Raw genomic sequence first — 16,237 nt, forward strand, 5'->3', positions numbered from 1 at the left:
CCTTTCAACAGGTGCGCGTTGGAGAGAAATGAATGTACCGGGTGAGCAAGAATACCGTACTCGTGGTGTCGCGTACTGCCCACACTGTGATGGCCCTTTGTTCAAAGGAAAACGTGTTGCTGTGATTGGTGGTGGTAACTCGGGTGTAGAAGCTGCAATTGACCTTGCAGGGATTGTTGAGCATGTGACTTTAGTTGAATTCGACACCAAACTACGTGCTGACCAAGTCTTGCAAAACAAATTGCATAGCTTGCCAAACACCACTGTGATTATGAATGCTTTAAGTACAGAAGTGTTAGGCGACGGATCACAAGTGACTGGTCTTAAATATAAAGACCGTGCGACTGATGAAGAGCATGTGGTAGAGCTTGCAGGGATCTTTGTACAGATTGGTTTATTGCCAAATACTGACTTCTTGAAAGACAGTGAGCTTGAGTTAACCAACCGTGGCGAGATCATTGTAAATGACCGCAACGAAACCAATGTGAAAGGTGTGTTTGCTGCGGGTGACTGTACTACGGTTCCGTACAAACAAATCATTATTGCCACAGGCGAAGGCGCTAAAGCATCACTCTCTGCCTTTGATTACATCATCCGTTCTGGACAGTAAAATTTAGGTCCAGAAACAAAAGAGCCAAAGGTTATCCTTTGGCTCTTTTTATTTTTATGGTTTATATAGACCATGTTCGACTAAATGCTCTCGTAAAATACGACGCAGTTCCAATACAGCTTGCGGCGTTAACTGAATTGAATGTCCACCTGGAAGAACTTTCTCAGATTTGGCACCTTCTAAGTGAGCACTTTTATACGGAACAATACCATCTGTAATTACGTTTGGATCATCGCTCTTGGTGATATTTCCCATAATTGAGTGGAAAACCAAGCCCTTATGAGGATTAATATTTTCTGTGAGTTCCATAAATTTGGACTGATGGCTCAAATCGCTTGGACCATTTTGAATTAAACCACTATCAATATTACTTAAGAAATCTTTAACATCTAAATTTTCAGTGGTGAGTGAAGTTGCTACAGCTGATAAAAAAGCACCAGGTAGACGAATAACTTTACGCGCTGCTAATGTAAACCAGCGATCTGCATAATCTGTACCTCGATGAGGAGAAGCCAAGAAAATTGCACGATCAAAATTATTGATTGAATGCATTTGCAATCGTTCAGTAACCATTGGATGTTTCTTAAAGCGGTTTTGCTGACGTGTCGTCATTAGCTCTAAAGCAGGCTTGGTAATATCGCCATCACTTACCAGTAAACGGCTAATAATACCTCCCATACTATGTCCAACCAGTACAGCATCATGTGCAGCAGGATCATTAGGGTTCAAAGAACCAAAAGCTTGCTTAAGAAGGGCATAAGTTTGGAAACGGCTTTCCAGAATCGGCATATTAGTCGAATAGAAAACTTGCCAAACTTGATAATTATCTCTTAAAACCGTGTCACCCATAACATCATTAGTCAAAGCAATCCATGCCTCAGGACTACTTGCGAGCCCATGGACTAATACAATAATTTTTTTATTTGGATTGTATGGTTCAAGCATATATAGGTGTGGCATGGTCAAGTGCTGATCACGATCAATCAGGCTTAAATAAGCCGCGACACCTAAATTATTTTCAGCTAACCATAAGCCGTAAGGCGCGGAAAAGTTGGCTGCTAGAGGATATTGTTTTCCTGCTACACTAATATTGTCGGTCCGGTATGGATCGTAAACCCGAATCATGAATTCAGGATTATTAATAATTTCTTCAACAGTGGTCGCATGTTTTGGTTCAGCTACAATCGTTGCAGCCAAATAACGTGCATGATGAATATTTGGGTTAACGCCATTTTTATAATTGTATTTAAGTGGGTCTAAAATATACTCATTAATATCTTCTTTTCCTGAACTCGGAAAAACCGCTACAAATTCAGATCCAAAACCATCACGGCGGTTAATGGTTCTTAAGCCCGAAAAATTTAAGTTATAACTTGAAATTAATTTTTCTAATTTTTGACCCGTTAACTGTCTATGAAATTCAAAATCAATCGAATAGACACTTTTACCAATATGAATTTGGGGTTCAACACCATTTTTTTGAGGGTGTCTCAAATCATAAACACCGACCATTTTGGCAATTGCCTGATTATAGAAGTCACGAATCTGAACTTGTCTATTATCAAAAATACGGTCAGTAGGCTGACGCTTCGTTGAAAACAAATAGGCGTAACTATAACGAATACTTTTATCCAGTAAATTTAATTGCTGGTCTAAACAATCATCATATTTGTTCTGAATATTGGTTTGTTCTTCTTCAGACTTATGTTTAGTAAATCTACTAACTTTACAATTAGATGAATCTGACAAAGCCATTGCTTTTGCCAAATACATTTCACTTGCAGCTGATAAGAACTGTTCATCTAAAATTTGAGGTAATTTTTTGAGTTGATTTACACAGTTATCAGGTGTGTCAGTACAAACTTTAGCTTCCTGACCAGACATTGATAAAACATTCAGACTTGCTTCGCTGAGTTTATCTTGCGTAAGAATACTATTACGTTCATTTGCAATAGTTACATTCAAAGCTTGCTGTTTAACATTAACGACCTGACAACCACTCAGAATTGAACCGAGTAGTATGACCGTCAATACTGTTTTGCTTCTTTTTATTGAAAACATTATGGTCAAAATTTAGTGGCTCAATGGTAGGTAGATCATACAAATTTTAAAATATTTTTCAAATGATCAAATAAAAAAAAGGGCTGTCAAAACAGCCCTTTTTTATCTAATTAGGCTTATTTTTTAGGTGTTGTGCTAGGGGTAGTGGCAGACATTGCAGGGTTAGTTAAAACTTGCCATACATTCCAACGACCTTGTTTTTCAATTTCTTGAATTAAACGATCAGCAATTTCCGATTCATCTGGATATTTAACTTTATAATTCTTAAGCGTCTGGATCGCATTTTTCTTTTGCTCCATCGCAATATAGTTATTTGCAGCAGCTAAATATGCTTCTTGAACATTACCTTTAATTGCTTTATCTAAATATGGAATCGCTTCGCGTTGACCACCACCTTCAGATAAGCCAAAACCGAACCAGAAGTTTGCTTCCGCATCATCTGGATTAATTTTTAAAAGTCTTTGAGCATATTCTAAAGATCTAGTGGTATGAACAGTACCTAAATCAAGATTACGTGCAAGAACACTTGCTTTAAAAGCGCGAAGTAAAATATCAAATGATGCATTTGGGTTTGCAGCAAGTGTATCGAGTTGCTGTGTTACTTCTTTAAGTTTACTTTCGAAGCCTTTACGTTCTTGGCGGTCAGTAAAGCGAGGTGGATAGTGACGTGCTTTGCCTTCCACTAACTGTAAGAAGTCATCAATGCTTGTAACATCAATTTCATTATCACCTGCCAAAACTGCGTATTTCATTGAACGCTGTGTGTTATTTACAGTCGGAACAATCAGTTTATTGGTGTCGAGAGTAAGCTGTTTGGTTGGGTCATCTTGACGATTAACCACCATTTTCGTTACCGGCTGTGCAGCAGCGTCTTTTAACGCAACTTCAAATGCTGGCGGTTGATCATAGTTAAAAGGATTTAGTGCATAAAAAGGAGGAGTAAGCTCTGGTTCCTTGAAAACAAAAGGCTCAATTTTTTGTTGTTTTACAGGTGCCATTGTACAAGCTGTTAAACTTGAGGTCGCAAGGATGATATATGCCAAAGGCTTAAAATTCATAGGATCTTCCGTTCATTTTAGTAAAGTCAGATTTGGTAGTGGTAAGTCTAGGAAAAGCTAAACCGACATGCAAGAGTAAGCGTGTTACATTATGAATCAAGAATATTACGTTTTTGATATCTTGTTTTGTGCACCACATTCACGACGCACTTCTTCAAGAATTTTTAGCTCTTCATCACTAAAAGGTTGTTCATCTTGGTTTTCTTTTTTGAAGCTAGGGTCTAGCTCTGATAAACGCTGGCATAAATTATTCATACGCGTTTCATTGTGCTGAATACGATCAAGCAAAACACGCATACCTTCTAAAATAGGGTCTGACTGATCAGCAGTTGTCGCATATGGGGCAAAACCAATACTTTGTGCATAATCACGGCGACGTTCTTCATCTTTATTTTTGTCGGCATCTTTATAAATATAGCGAGCAGGGTTTCCTACAGCAGTCACACCAGCAGGAACAGCTTTAGTCACTACAGCATTTGAACCGACTTTAGCGCCTTTACCTACCGTAAATGGGCCCAAAATTTTTGCACCAGCACCAACGACAACGCCATCTTCTAAAGTTGGGTGACGTTTGCCTGTCTTCCATGTTGTACCACCTAAGGTAACACCATGGTAAAGCGTAACATCATCGCCAATTTCAGCAGTTTCACCAATCACAACACCCATGCCATGATCAATAAAAAAACGCTTACCGATTTTAGCACCCGGATGAATTTCGATTCCTGTGGCAAAACGGCTAAATGAAGAAAGTAGGCGAGCTGCACCTTTACAATCTTTTTGCCATAATTCATGTGCAACACGATGCATCATAATTGCATGAATGCCAGGATAAGTCGTAAGAACTTCGAGTGTATTGCGGGCAGCAGGATCTCGCGCAAATACAGCCTTTATATCTTCTTTAAGCTGCTTAAGCATTGGGTTGATCCTCCTTGTCAGATAATGCTTTTTTCCATTTACCACTTGTCAGAGCTTGCACACGACTAAAAATACCGCGAAGTAAATGATATTCCATACGATCTAATTGTATACGACCAAACAAACGACGCAAGCGTAAAGGCAATAAACGTGGATTCTCTGGATCTAAAAATTCAATTTCAGTCAGCATTTTTTCTAGGTGAGGATAAAACTCTTCCATTTGTTGCTGAGTAACCAAAGGTTCATCCCATTGCATGCTTTGGCCTTGCACTAATGGCATTTCATCTACATTCTGATCGACTTTGTCTTGTTCCAGAGCAGACATGCGAAGCTCATAACATACGACTTGAATCGCTTGCGCAACATTTAATACGCCATAGTCCGGATTTACAGGAATCGTTAAATGGTAATTTGCCAGTGCTAATTCTTCGTTAGTTAAACCACGGTCTTCCCGGCCAAAAACAATCGCAATTTGTTGTCCTTGAGCGGTTGCTTTAATGGCTTCTTTAGTCGCAGGTCGCACATCAAGTAAAGGCCAAGGAATGGTGCGACTACGTGCACTTGTTCCAAAAACCAAATGGCAATCTTTAATCGCATCTTCTAAGGTGTCTACAATCTCAAGGTGCTCAAATAAATCTTGGGCACCGGCAGCAAGCGCTTGTATATCTGGATGAGGATATGTTTTGGGTGCTACGAGAACTAATTTAATTAGTCCCATTGTTTTCATGGCACGTAAAGCACTGCCAATATTGGCAGGCAAAGTTGTATTTACCATGACAATACGCACTTGTGCTAATTGTTTTGACACGGTGGTGTGGTCAAACGAACTCATAAGATTTCCAGAAATTACGAATATTGAGAAACTTCGCTTTGGTATAAATCCAATGCATCGTCCATAGACATACCCGCAGGAGGAGAGGCAACAGCATGTGGACGAACAGGGTCTGCTGCTTTAGCCGCTTTCGACTTTACTTGATATTCAATATAAATATTATCTTTACCAAAATAATCTCTGAGCTTAGCAAGTAATTCATCTAGAGGAGCGACTTTCCATTGCGGACCAAACAGAAGCTCGGCTTGAGCATAGGGTTGATCAATCTGTAACTGTAGAGCGATATGTTGATGCATATCTACATTGCAAAATGGCAAGATCATGTTTTGCAGATCTTTTGCCAATGTTGGTTGCATGAACTCTTCTGTTAATTTGATTTGAATACTGTTAGCGCGTTTTTGTCTTATTTCATTTAAGGTGAAAGCTTTGGTTAAACGTCCCATTGGGCGATCAAAGCCTTCTCGTTCATAGATTTCGCCTTCGAAAACTACAACACGTTCCACTTGAACGATATCTTTAAAACGTTGGAAGCGCTCATGGTTACAGCTGACTTCAATACGTGCCGTACCATCATCAAGTACAATAACAACTCGGTTCGGGAAGTTTGCGACATCAATGACCAAACCTGCATAAACTGTTGTAACACCACGACGCGTCGCAGTAATTTCATTTAGTTTTACAGGAATAAATGCTTTGAGTTCTTGTCGGTAAACGTCAATTGGATGACCCGTTAAATATAAACCAAGCGTATCTTTTTCGCCTTTTAGACGAACTTCATCGCTCCACGGTTTTACGGGTTTAGCTGGCTTACGCTGAACTTCTTCAACTTCACCAAATAAATCCATAATACCGCTTTCACGGTTACTTCGAGCTTGTTCAGCAGCTTGAACAGCTTCAGGCAATTGAGCCATTAAGCTTGCACGTTCAATACCTAGGCAATCGAGTGCACCTGCACGAATTAAAGCTTCAAGAGTACGCTTATTGATTTTCTTTAAATCAATACGGTGGCAAAAATCGAATAGATCTGTATAAGGGCCATATTGTCGACGAGAGTCAATAACTGACTGCATTGCTTGTTCGCCGACGCCTTTAATTGCACCTAAACCGTAAACAATCGTTTTATCATTACTCGCATGGAAATGATAAGTCGACATGTTGACCGATGGTGGTAAGACATCAAGATTATTATTTCGACAGTCATCAATCAAGAATACAACACTGTCTGTGTTTTGCATTTCCGATGTCATTACGGCTGCCATAAACTCAGCAGGGTAATGAGCTTTCAACCATGCTGTATGGTAGGCAACGAGTGCATAAGCAGCGGCGTGAGATTTGTTAAAACCATAGCCTGCAAACTTTTCCATATAGTCAAAGATATGGTTAGCTGTGCTTTCGTCAATACCTTTTTCAGCAGCACCTTCTAGGAAAATTTGGCGTTGCTTAACCATTTCCTCAGGTTTCTTTTTACCCATTGCACGGCGTAATAAATCTGCGCCGCCTAACGTGTAACCTGCACAGATCTGTGCAGCCTGCATCACCTGTTCCTGATAAACCATAATCCCGTATGTTGGCTCTAATACACCTTCAAGAAGGGGGTGGAGATATTCAAAATCTCCACCATGCATACGGTGAATAAAGTCAGGAATCAGGTCCATTGGACCTGGACGATACAGTGATACAAACGCAATAATTTCTTCGAATTTACTTGGACGTGCTTCTTTAAGCATCCGTTTCATGCCGACGGATTCAAACTGGAATACCGCTGTTGTATTTGCATCGGCAAAGACAGAATATGCTTTAGCGTCGTCTAGAGGAACATGCAAGATATTGAGCTGATCATTACTGTCGCGGTTTTTATTAATATTTTGGATCGCGTCTTCAATAACGGTTAAGTTACGTAAGCCCAAGAAGTCGAATTTGACCAGACCTGCTGCTTCTACATCGTCTTTATCATATTGAGCAACACGGTTCGTTCCATCTGCATCACAAAGTACAGCCGAGAAATCGGTAATTTTACCTGGTGCAATGACTACACCTCCGGCATGTTTACCAGTATTTCGGGTTACACCTTCTAATTTTAATGCCATTTCCCAGATTTCGCTTGCATCGTCGTTATCTGGGTTAGATGGGTTGGTCACAATATCTTTAAGCTGAGGTTCCATATCAATAGCAGTGGCTAAGTCCACACCGAGCGGTTTGGTAGGCACCATTTTTGAAATACGGTCAGCTAAACCGTAAGATTTACCTAATACACGCGCAACATCACGGATTGCACCTTTTGCTGCCATGGTTCCGAAAGTTGCAATTTGTGAAACGGCTTCGCGGCCATAAGTACGCGATACATAATCAATGACGCGGTCACGTCCGGCAATACAGAAATCGACGTCAAAGTCAGGCATCGATACACGTTCTGGGTTCAAGAAACGTTCAAAGAGTAGATCGTAACGAAGTGGATCAAGGTCAGTAATTTTTAAGCTATATGCAACTAAAGAACCCGCACCTGAACCACGACCTGGCCCTACAGGAACACCATTATTTTTTGCCCATTGAATGAAGTCCATGACGATGAGGAAGTATCCAGGGAAACCCATCTTGAGGATAATACCGACTTCATAATCAATTCGTTCATCGTAAGGCTTACGAATCTCTGCCCAGTCCTCGCCACGTTTTTCAACAGGGTAAAGATAATTTAAGCGTTCTTCCAAACCTACTTTTGATAAATGTTCAAAATAAGTGTCGATGGTAAAACCATCTGGAATTGGATAGTCAGGTAAAAAGTAAGTACCGAGTTGTAGTTTAACGTTGCAGCGTTTGGCAATATGATAGGTGTTCTCGATAGCACTAGGGATATCAGAAAACAACTCGATCATTTCATCTGAGGTTTTAAAGTGCTGCTCAGGGCTATATGTCCGTGGACGGCGATTATCTGCTAATACATAACCATCAGCGATACAAACACGTGCTTCGTGTGCCTCGAAATCTTCTTTTTCTACAAAGTGCACATCATTATGTGCAACTACACCAACATTATATTGTGCAGCAAGCTTAGCTGCTTCTTGAATAAAGTCTTCTTCACCGGGACGGTCAGTACGTGTTAAAGCAAGATAAACACGGTTACCAAACTTTTCAAGCCATGCTTCTAAAAGGGGAGCAGCTTTTTGAGGGTTAGATGAGCAAAGCATCTGACCAACATCACTATGCTGGCCAAGTAAAACGATAATATCTTGATGCTGTTCAAGTACCCATTCTTTTTGTACACATGGAATACTGAGCTGTTGTCCTTCAATAAAGCCGCGTGAAACGATTTCGGTGAGACTTTTCCAACCAATATCACTCATTGCAAGTAAGGTGACACGATGTTGAGCATCATCAAGTCGAATTGTGCTACCTAAAAGCGGCTTAATTCCTTTTTTTAAACAAGAATTATAAAACTTTACCGCCGCATGGAGGTTAGAGAGATCAGTTAATGCCAACGCAGGCATTTGGTCTTTAACCGCAGCATTGACCAAGTCAGGTATGCGAACTATCGACTCTGTAATCGAAAATTCTGTATAAATACCTAGATGAACAAACTGCATAAACCAATCCTTAATGCGACCGCAGCATAGTTTAACACGCAAAGTTAAAAGGAAATGGTTAATATTTTGGCAAACTGTTAAGGATTTTATTATTTAAGAAGAATGAGTTGAACATCTATTGTACAGATTTAATATAAAAGACATTATTTTTATAAAATATGACCAGCTCAAACATCTAGGTTTGAGCTGGTTGAAAAACTTAGTACTGCCAGAACATGCGTTGAATTTCTTTAGCATCGGTAGTCTTGGTAAGAGCTAATGCTGCAAGAAGACGCGCTTTCTGAGGATTTAAATCATGTGCTGCTACCCAGCCATATTTAGAGTCAGGTTGTTCTGCATCACGCACTACAAAACCTTGTGGAACACGTGATGAACGGATAATTTGAATACCGTTATTGTCGTGAAGATTTTGTAAAGTTGGTACGATATAGTTCGCAACTGAACCGTTACCAGTACCTGCATGGATAATCGCTTTAGCGCCAGCTTTTGCATATGCTTCATAAGCATCTGGAAGCATAGAGTCTGAGCCATAAACGATCTGTACCATTGGAAGTGCATCACCTTTAATATTTTCAATATTAAATTCTGAAGCATTTGTAAAACGTTTTACAGACTGTCTGAACCAGTATGGCTTGCCTTCAACTAATGTACCTAAAGCACCCCATTGGCTAACAAAAGCATTTGTATGAATGTTAATGCCTTTAGTTACATCACGCGCAGCAAAAATAGAGTCGTTCATGAGAACCATAACGCCTTTATTTTTTGCATCATCAGAAGCTGCTAAAGCAACTGCACTATAAAGGTTAAGTGGACCGTCTGCTGAAAGAGCAGTTGAAGGGCGCATTGAACCAACAATAACAATCGGCTTATCAGTGTGAACAACCAGATTTAGGAAAAATGCTGTTTCTTCTAAAGTATCTGTACCGTGAGTAATCACAACACCATTAACAGATGGTTTTTTTACCAGCTCATTTACTTGACGAGCAATTTGTAATAATTCCTTGTCAGTAATACTTTCAGAAGCGACCTGTAATGCCTGAATACCAGTTACATTCGCCAAATCTTTGATTTGTGGAACTGCATTAATTAAGGCATCAACTGGAACTTTCGCAGCAGTGTAAGTTGCACTGTTTGTTGAATTTGCGCCAGCACCTGCGATAGTACCGCCAGTGGCAACAACAACTACATTGTTTTTTGCGTAAAGTGGGAGAGAGCAGGCCAATAAGCCCATCGCTAAACCTAAAGATTTAACAGTTTTAGTCAACATCGAAAATATCCTTATGAAGTGACGAAAGTAAAAAAGTTTGTCGAATATGTCTGCTTTTCCTAAGCAAAATACATACCATGTAAAACATATTCGTAACTTGCTGAATAAGAAGCATCCCTGAATAGCATTTTGTTTCACCAACAATTACTTAGTCATTGCTTTTATTCAGCGTTAATAAATATCATGAATAAAATAAAAAATCTATTAAGTTTTTCTAATTTATCTCGATTTTTTTGCTTTTTAATATAAAGAAAGCAAATGATTTTTTTATCTTTATAAAATTAAAAAATAATGGGTGTGACGGAGTTTTATTTACCATTTGGTATTTATATTATATTGATTATAAAAGTTTTTATTTGTAAGTGAAATTATATAAATTTTTTAGTAGGGAAACTAAATAATAATTACAATAGTTTAATATAATTAAGTTTTAATAAAATGAATTAAAATTTAATCACTTGATGTTTATTTCTAAGAATATAAATTCTGTTTGGGTGATTTTTATTCTCTTTTTAAGGTTTACTTTAAGAAAATTTAATAGGGGTTAAAGTACATTTTTTGGTTCATTATTTAATATGAAAATACAGATAAATTTTTATTGTTTAATTTTAGAATAAAAAGAAGAGCAATTTTATAAGGTCATATAAAATTGCTCTTAAGTTGGGAGAATGGGAGAAAAGAGAAACTTAAGCGGTCGTTTGTTCTTGAGTTGATTTAATTAATACAGGCTCTGGTAGCTCTTCAGTGTCAGCTACTTTATCACCTTCAAGTTTAGCAACTACGGCAGTAGCAATACTGTTACCTACTACGTTTGTTGCAGTACGACCCATATCAAGGAACTGATCGATACCAAGCAATAAGAGAATGCCTGCTTCAGGTAAATGGAACATGGTAAGTGTTGCTGAAATAACCACGATAGAAGCTCGTGATACACCCGCAATACCTTTACTTGTTACCATGAGCGTTAACAGAATTAAGATTTGTTGAGTGAAGCTAAGATCGATGTTGTAAGCTTGAGCAATAAACAGTACTGCAAACGTGGTGTACATCATTGAACCATCTAGGTTGAATGAATAACCCAAAGGTAATACAAAGCTAGTCACTTTTTTAGGTACACCAAATTTATTTAGTGCATCCATTACTTTAGGGTAGGCAGATTCACTTGAAGCTGTAGCAAAAGCAAGCGTTACAGGTTCGCGAATTAATTTGCCTAAGCGGAAAATATCTTTTTTAAGTACGATTGCACCAACAGAGAACAAAATAATCCAAAGCAACAGAAGACCGAAATAGAACTCTGCGATTAAAATACCGTAGTCAACAATCAAGCCTAAACCTTGTACCGTAATTGCTGAAGCGATTGCAGCAAATACTGCAAAAGGGGCAAACATCATGACGTAATCGGTAATACGGAACATGATCTTGCTAAGTTCTTCAGTCAAACGAATAATGACAGAGTCTTTTTCTTTACCTTGATTTACAAAAGCAAGAGCTGAACCAAAGAAGATTGAGAAAACGAGTACTTGTAGGATGTCATTGTTGGCCATTGCTTCTGCAATGCTGCGTGGGAAAACATGGCTTAAGAATGATTGTAGTGTAAAGCCAGTGGTCGCTGGGAGAGAGGCGCCACTAAGTTGTTGAGCTGTTGGTAATGCTAAATCTAAAGCTGCACCAGGTTGGAAGAAGTTAGCTAAACCCATACCGATTGCAAGCGATACAAACGAAGCAGTAATAAACCAAGTCATTGACTTAAGTGTAATACTTCCAATTGATGTAGATTTCCCCATTGATACAATGCCTGAAACAATTGTGGCAAATACCAATGGAGCAATAATCATTTTGATTAAGCGTAAAAAGATGTCTGAAATAATGCTGAAATAAGAAGCGATCTGTTTGAGTTGTTCACCTTCATTGAAAAAGTGGTGACAAATCCAACCTGTTAGTATGCCGAGTAAAATAGCAATAACAATATACTTGAGCAATTTCTTTTGCTTCATATGAACCTCTATCCATTTGATTCAATCATTCTTTGATGGGATTTGAATGATTGAAAGCTTTCCTTGTTAGTTCAGTCCGGTCGTTCTACCGATTTTATCTTCCTAGATATCTGTATTTGTTTAACCGAATCGAATATGGTGATGTTGTTATGGAAGGGGATTGTTGCTCGATTTTGAAGCAGTGTGAAATGCAAAAATATATTGATCCATGCATTTTTTGCATAATGAAGATTGAGAGAAGTGTGAAATTACACACAAATTTAAACGTATGGTAAAAAATATATAAATGAATTATTAAAGTGAATTTAAAGATAAAAAGAATTAAATTTCCAATGAAAAACATTTAACTTCAAAGTGTTGTTTTTAAATGGGCGCGAAGGTGAGAGCGTTTGCGATTATTCTTTTTTTTTAATAATAAAATAGAATTATCAAAAAAGGCATCCAATTTAAGATGCTTTTTTTGATATGCATTTTTTTAACGACGGTTGGCTAAGAAACGACCTAAGCGAGTAATTGCTTCTCGTAATTCATTTTCAGCAGGTAAGAAAACCACGCGGAAATGATCTGGAGTTGGCCAATTAAAGCCCGTACCTTGCACCAATAACACTTTTTCTGCACGTAACAAATCAAGCATTAACTTTTCGTCATCTTCAATTGGATAGATGTTTGGATCGAGGCGAGGGAAACAGTACATTGCTCCCTCTGGTTTCACGCAGCTTACCCCGGGAATCTCATTTAGCATTTCCCAAGCAATATTACGCTGTTCGTATAAACGGCCACCCGGACGAATCAGGTCATTAATTGATTGATAACCGCCTAGAGCGGTTTGAATCGCATATTGAGCTTGAACATTTGCACATAGGCGCATAGATGCCAACATATCTAAACCTTCGATATAGTCAGCAGCACGGCTTTTATCACCAGTAATTGCCATCCATCCTGAACGGAAACCTGCAATACGATAAGCTTTTGACAAGCCATTAAAAGATACGCATAGCTGGTCACCAGCTAATGACGCCACCGAAACATGTTCAATGCCGTCATAAATAATTTTGTCGTAAATTTCATCAGCAAATAAAATTAAGTCATGTTTCTTTGCAACTGCGACAATTTGTTCAAGCACATGACGTGGATATACTGAACCAGTTGGGTTGTTCGGATTAATAATGACAATGCCGCGTGTGTTCGGCGTAATTTTACTTTCAATATCAGCAATATCTGGATACCAGCTATTTTCTTCATCACATTTATAGTGGATTGCAGTACCACCTGAAAGATTAACCGCTGCTGTCCAGAGAGGGTAATCCGGCATTGGAATTAGCATTTCATCGCCATCATCTAATAGGCCTTGCATCGCCATGACAATGAGTTCAGATACGCCATTACCGATATACACGTCATTCACGTGCATATTTAGAATGCCTTTTTGCTGGTAATACTGACAAATCGCCTTACGAGCAGGGAAGATACCTTTTGAATCAACATAACCAATTGCATTTGGTAGGTTTAAAGCAACGTCATTAATAATTTCTTGTGGGGCTTCAAAACCAAATGGAGCAGGGTTGCCGATATTTAGCTTAATGATTTTATGTCCTTGCTCTTCCATTTCATTGGCGGCTCGTAATACTGGTCCGCGAATGTCATAACAAACATGCTCAAGCTTCGATGATTTCTTTATTTCTCGAGAAGTTGGCATGGATTGGAGGGTAGCAGTATTTTTAGACATAACTGGATTCACTTTTGCATATCGGTATAAATAACTTTTAAATGTTTTAACTGTTACCAAATTCAGATCGTGTTGATCTTTTAGTAATTCAACAATTTTTTCATGGGTAAAGCCCGATTGCTGATACTGTTTGATAACCGGTAATAGTTGCTGGAAAAGCACACTTTTTTTCTGAGACATGTTTTGTCCTATACAACCGTGCCAAACAAGAATAGCACCATCTTTGCTTCCTTGGAAGAAAATAAAGCATAATTTTGCTTACTTTTGATTTTGAATTTTGCTTACTTTTTGCTTTCTATTACTTAGATGATTAAATTCCAACAAATTTTACGTTCAGAGACTAGTGTTTTTGTGATGAATGGCGTAAATATAAAAACTCAATCATCAGAAATGTTTACATCAGAATAAAGGTGCATGTCATGGGAAAAGTCAATAAAACAGACCGGGAATGGCAAAGAGAGTTATCACCAGAAGAGTATCGGATTACACGACAAAAGGGCACTGAACCTGCATTTACGGGGCAATACTGGAATACTAAGCAACATGGTACCTATGTCTGCCGTTGCTGCGGCGCAGAATTGTTCTCATCAGATACTAAATATGACAGTGGTTGTGGTTGGCCTAGCTTCTTTAAACCGATTGAGGCAACCGCAATTGAAGAACATGACGATTTATCGCATGGTATGGTCAGAACAGAAATTGTTTGTCATGATTGCGAAGCCCATTTAGGGCATGTTTTTGAAGATGGACCACAGCCGACTGGTTTGCGCTATTGTGTAAACTCGGCATCATTACAACTGAAATCACAAGAAAAAAATGATGAGGAAACCTATCCATGAGTAATATTTATCAGTTTGAAGCTGAACTGTTAGAGGGTGAAGTTAAGCAATTAGCTGATTACAAAGGTAAAGTTTTACTAATTGTAAATACTGCGAGTAAATGTGGTTTTACACCACAATTTGCTGGCCTTGAAAAACTTTATGAGAAATATAAAGATCAAGGTTTGGAAGTTTTAGGTTTTCCCTGCAACCAGTTTGGTGGGCAAGATCCAGGTAACAATAAAGAAATCGGTACGTTCTGTCAGCGCAACTATGGGGTGAAATTCCCGATGTTTGCAAAAGTTGATGTAAAAGGACCGGAAGCTCATGTGATTTTTAGATATTTAACACGTGAGGCTAAAGGTATTTTAGGCAGTAGCACGATTAAATGGAACTTTACCAAATTTTTGGTGGGAAGAGATGGTGCTGTGTTAAATCGCTATGCTCCTACGACTAAACCAGAAGCTTTAGAAGCTGATATTGAAAAAGCATTAGCAAGTTAATGAATTCGATGAACGCTATTCCCCAAGATTTTGAGTTTTGGCAAGATGGGCGAATGCCTTATGTTGAAACCAGAAGGTCGTGTTTTAGCCGAACATGTTATAAGTCTCATAGTCATCCAACATTTTCTATTGGAGCTATAGACGAAGGGAATAGCGTTTTTCAAAGCTCATTTGGTACAGCACAAAAGATTTCTGCCGGCACATTAGTGATTGTGCCTGCCCACATTGAACATTCTTGTAACCCGCTGCCTGATCAGGCTTGGAGTTACCAGATGCTACATCTGGATATATCTTGGCTTAATCAATGGTATGCCGAGTTTCAAAAAGAGGGCTTTGATTTAAATTTGCCTCAGCATAGACCTCTCATTATTAAAGATGAAAATTTATATCAGGCTTTTTCTGATATGAATGAAACTTTATTTGATTCTCAAAAATTGATTTTTGAAAAAGAACAGTCGCTGATCTATTGCCTTACACAGTTGTTATTACCTCATTTTATATTAGAAGAAATACAGAAAACTCAATATTTGTATGAAAGCTTTTTTGACTTAGTTCATATTATTAAATCATCCGAACGATTTATTTCTTTAGAAGAGCTTGCTCAACAGGTGGGTCTTAGTCGATATGCAATCATTCGCCTATTTAAAGCCAATGTTGGTTTAACACCCCATGCATTTCAAATTAATTTAAAGATTAATCAGGCCAGAGCACAATTAAAACAAGGTATTCCACTCGCAGAGCTCGCTGTAAATTTAGGCTTTAGTGATCAGAGCCATTTTCATAAAGCTTTCAAAGCTCATACAGGAATCACTCCTCGTCAGTTCCAACTCGTTGCTGCGCAATAATTTACAAGAAATTATTTTTCTCTATTTTTA

At 38.4% G+C, this 16,237-nt stretch carries 12 protein-coding genes; 4 read left to right on the plus strand and 8 right to left on the minus strand.

Annotation, left to right across the window (positions count from 1 at the left end; genetic code table 11):
- Positions 1–610, plus strand: a 610-nt coding sequence (locus ACLBWE_RS00005) for an FAD-dependent oxidoreductase (RefSeq protein ID WP_447600383.1), incomplete at its 5' end; no start/stop codon positions are given.
- 54 nt (positions 611–664) lie between these two features.
- Here ACLBWE_RS00005 and ACLBWE_RS00010 read toward each other — a convergent pair.
- From ACLBWE_RS00010 to ACLBWE_RS00045, 8 genes are all read right to left on the minus strand, one after another.
- Positions 665–2,671: an esterase/lipase family protein gene (locus ACLBWE_RS00010; protein WP_447600385.1), complete on the minus strand. Its 2,007-nt coding sequence runs from the start codon at positions 2,669–2,671 to the stop codon at positions 665–667.
- A 116-nt stretch (positions 2,672–2,787) separates the two neighbouring features.
- On the minus strand, positions 2,788–3,729 hold the full coding sequence (locus tag ACLBWE_RS00015) for an ABUW_2363 family tetratricopeptide repeat lipoprotein (RefSeq protein ID WP_198078676.1): 942 nt from the start codon (positions 3,727–3,729) through the stop codon (positions 2,788–2,790).
- A 105-nt stretch (positions 3,730–3,834) separates the two neighbouring features.
- A complete protein-coding gene (gene cysE, locus ACLBWE_RS00020) occupies positions 3,835–4,644 on the minus strand; it encodes a serine O-acetyltransferase (RefSeq protein ID WP_005041283.1) in 810 nt (269 codons plus the stop codon).
- Entirely contained in the window at positions 4,637–5,476 is an 840-nt protein-coding gene (locus ACLBWE_RS00025) for an RNA methyltransferase (protein ID WP_348949566.1), read from the minus strand. Before ACLBWE_RS00025 ends, cysE begins: the two co-directional genes overlap by 8 nt.
- 14 nt (positions 5,477–5,490) lie before the next feature.
- Positions 5,491–9,054, minus strand: coding sequence for a DNA polymerase III subunit alpha (gene dnaE, locus ACLBWE_RS00030; protein WP_017390496.1), 3,564 nt, complete (start codon positions 9,052–9,054; stop codon positions 5,491–5,493).
- A gap of 199 nt (positions 9,055–9,253) precedes the next feature.
- Positions 9,254–10,321: a type II asparaginase gene (locus ACLBWE_RS00035; RefSeq protein WP_198495981.1), complete on the minus strand. Its 1,068-nt coding sequence runs from the start codon at positions 10,319–10,321 to the stop codon at positions 9,254–9,256.
- Between the two features lie 686 nt (positions 10,322–11,007).
- Entirely contained in the window at positions 11,008–12,315 is a 1,308-nt protein-coding gene (locus tag ACLBWE_RS00040) for a dicarboxylate/amino acid:cation symporter (protein WP_133746223.1), read from the minus strand.
- Between the two features lie 475 nt (positions 12,316–12,790).
- Complete coding sequence (locus ACLBWE_RS00045; RefSeq protein ID WP_348949563.1) at positions 12,791–14,221, minus strand: pyridoxal phosphate-dependent aminotransferase; 1,431 nt, start codon at positions 14,219–14,221, stop codon at positions 12,791–12,793.
- A gap of 239 nt (positions 14,222–14,460) precedes the next feature.
- Between ACLBWE_RS00045 and msrB the strand changes: the two genes are divergently transcribed.
- Genes msrB through ACLBWE_RS00060 form a run of 3 tightly spaced genes read left to right on the plus strand, consistent with a single transcriptional unit; the run spans position 14,461 to position 16,207 of the window.
- Complete coding sequence (gene msrB / locus ACLBWE_RS00050) at positions 14,461–14,880, plus strand: peptide-methionine (R)-S-oxide reductase MsrB (RefSeq protein WP_005041267.1); 420 nt, start codon at positions 14,461–14,463, stop codon at positions 14,878–14,880.
- Positions 14,877–15,362, plus strand: a complete 486-nt coding sequence (locus ACLBWE_RS00055; RefSeq protein ID WP_003651303.1) for a glutathione peroxidase — start codon at positions 14,877–14,879, stop codon at positions 15,360–15,362. Before msrB ends, ACLBWE_RS00055 begins: the two co-directional genes overlap by 4 nt.
- Positions 15,362–16,207 carry an AraC family transcriptional regulator gene (locus ACLBWE_RS00060; RefSeq protein WP_447600391.1) on the plus strand — a complete coding sequence of 282 codons (846 nt, stop codon included), beginning with the start codon at positions 15,362–15,364 and terminating at the stop codon, positions 16,205–16,207. Before ACLBWE_RS00055 ends, ACLBWE_RS00060 begins: the two co-directional genes overlap by 1 nt.
- Positions 16,208–16,237: the final 30 nt, after the last annotated feature.

The sequence above is a fragment of the Acinetobacter sp. M5A5_2a genome (assembly GCF_053345265.1).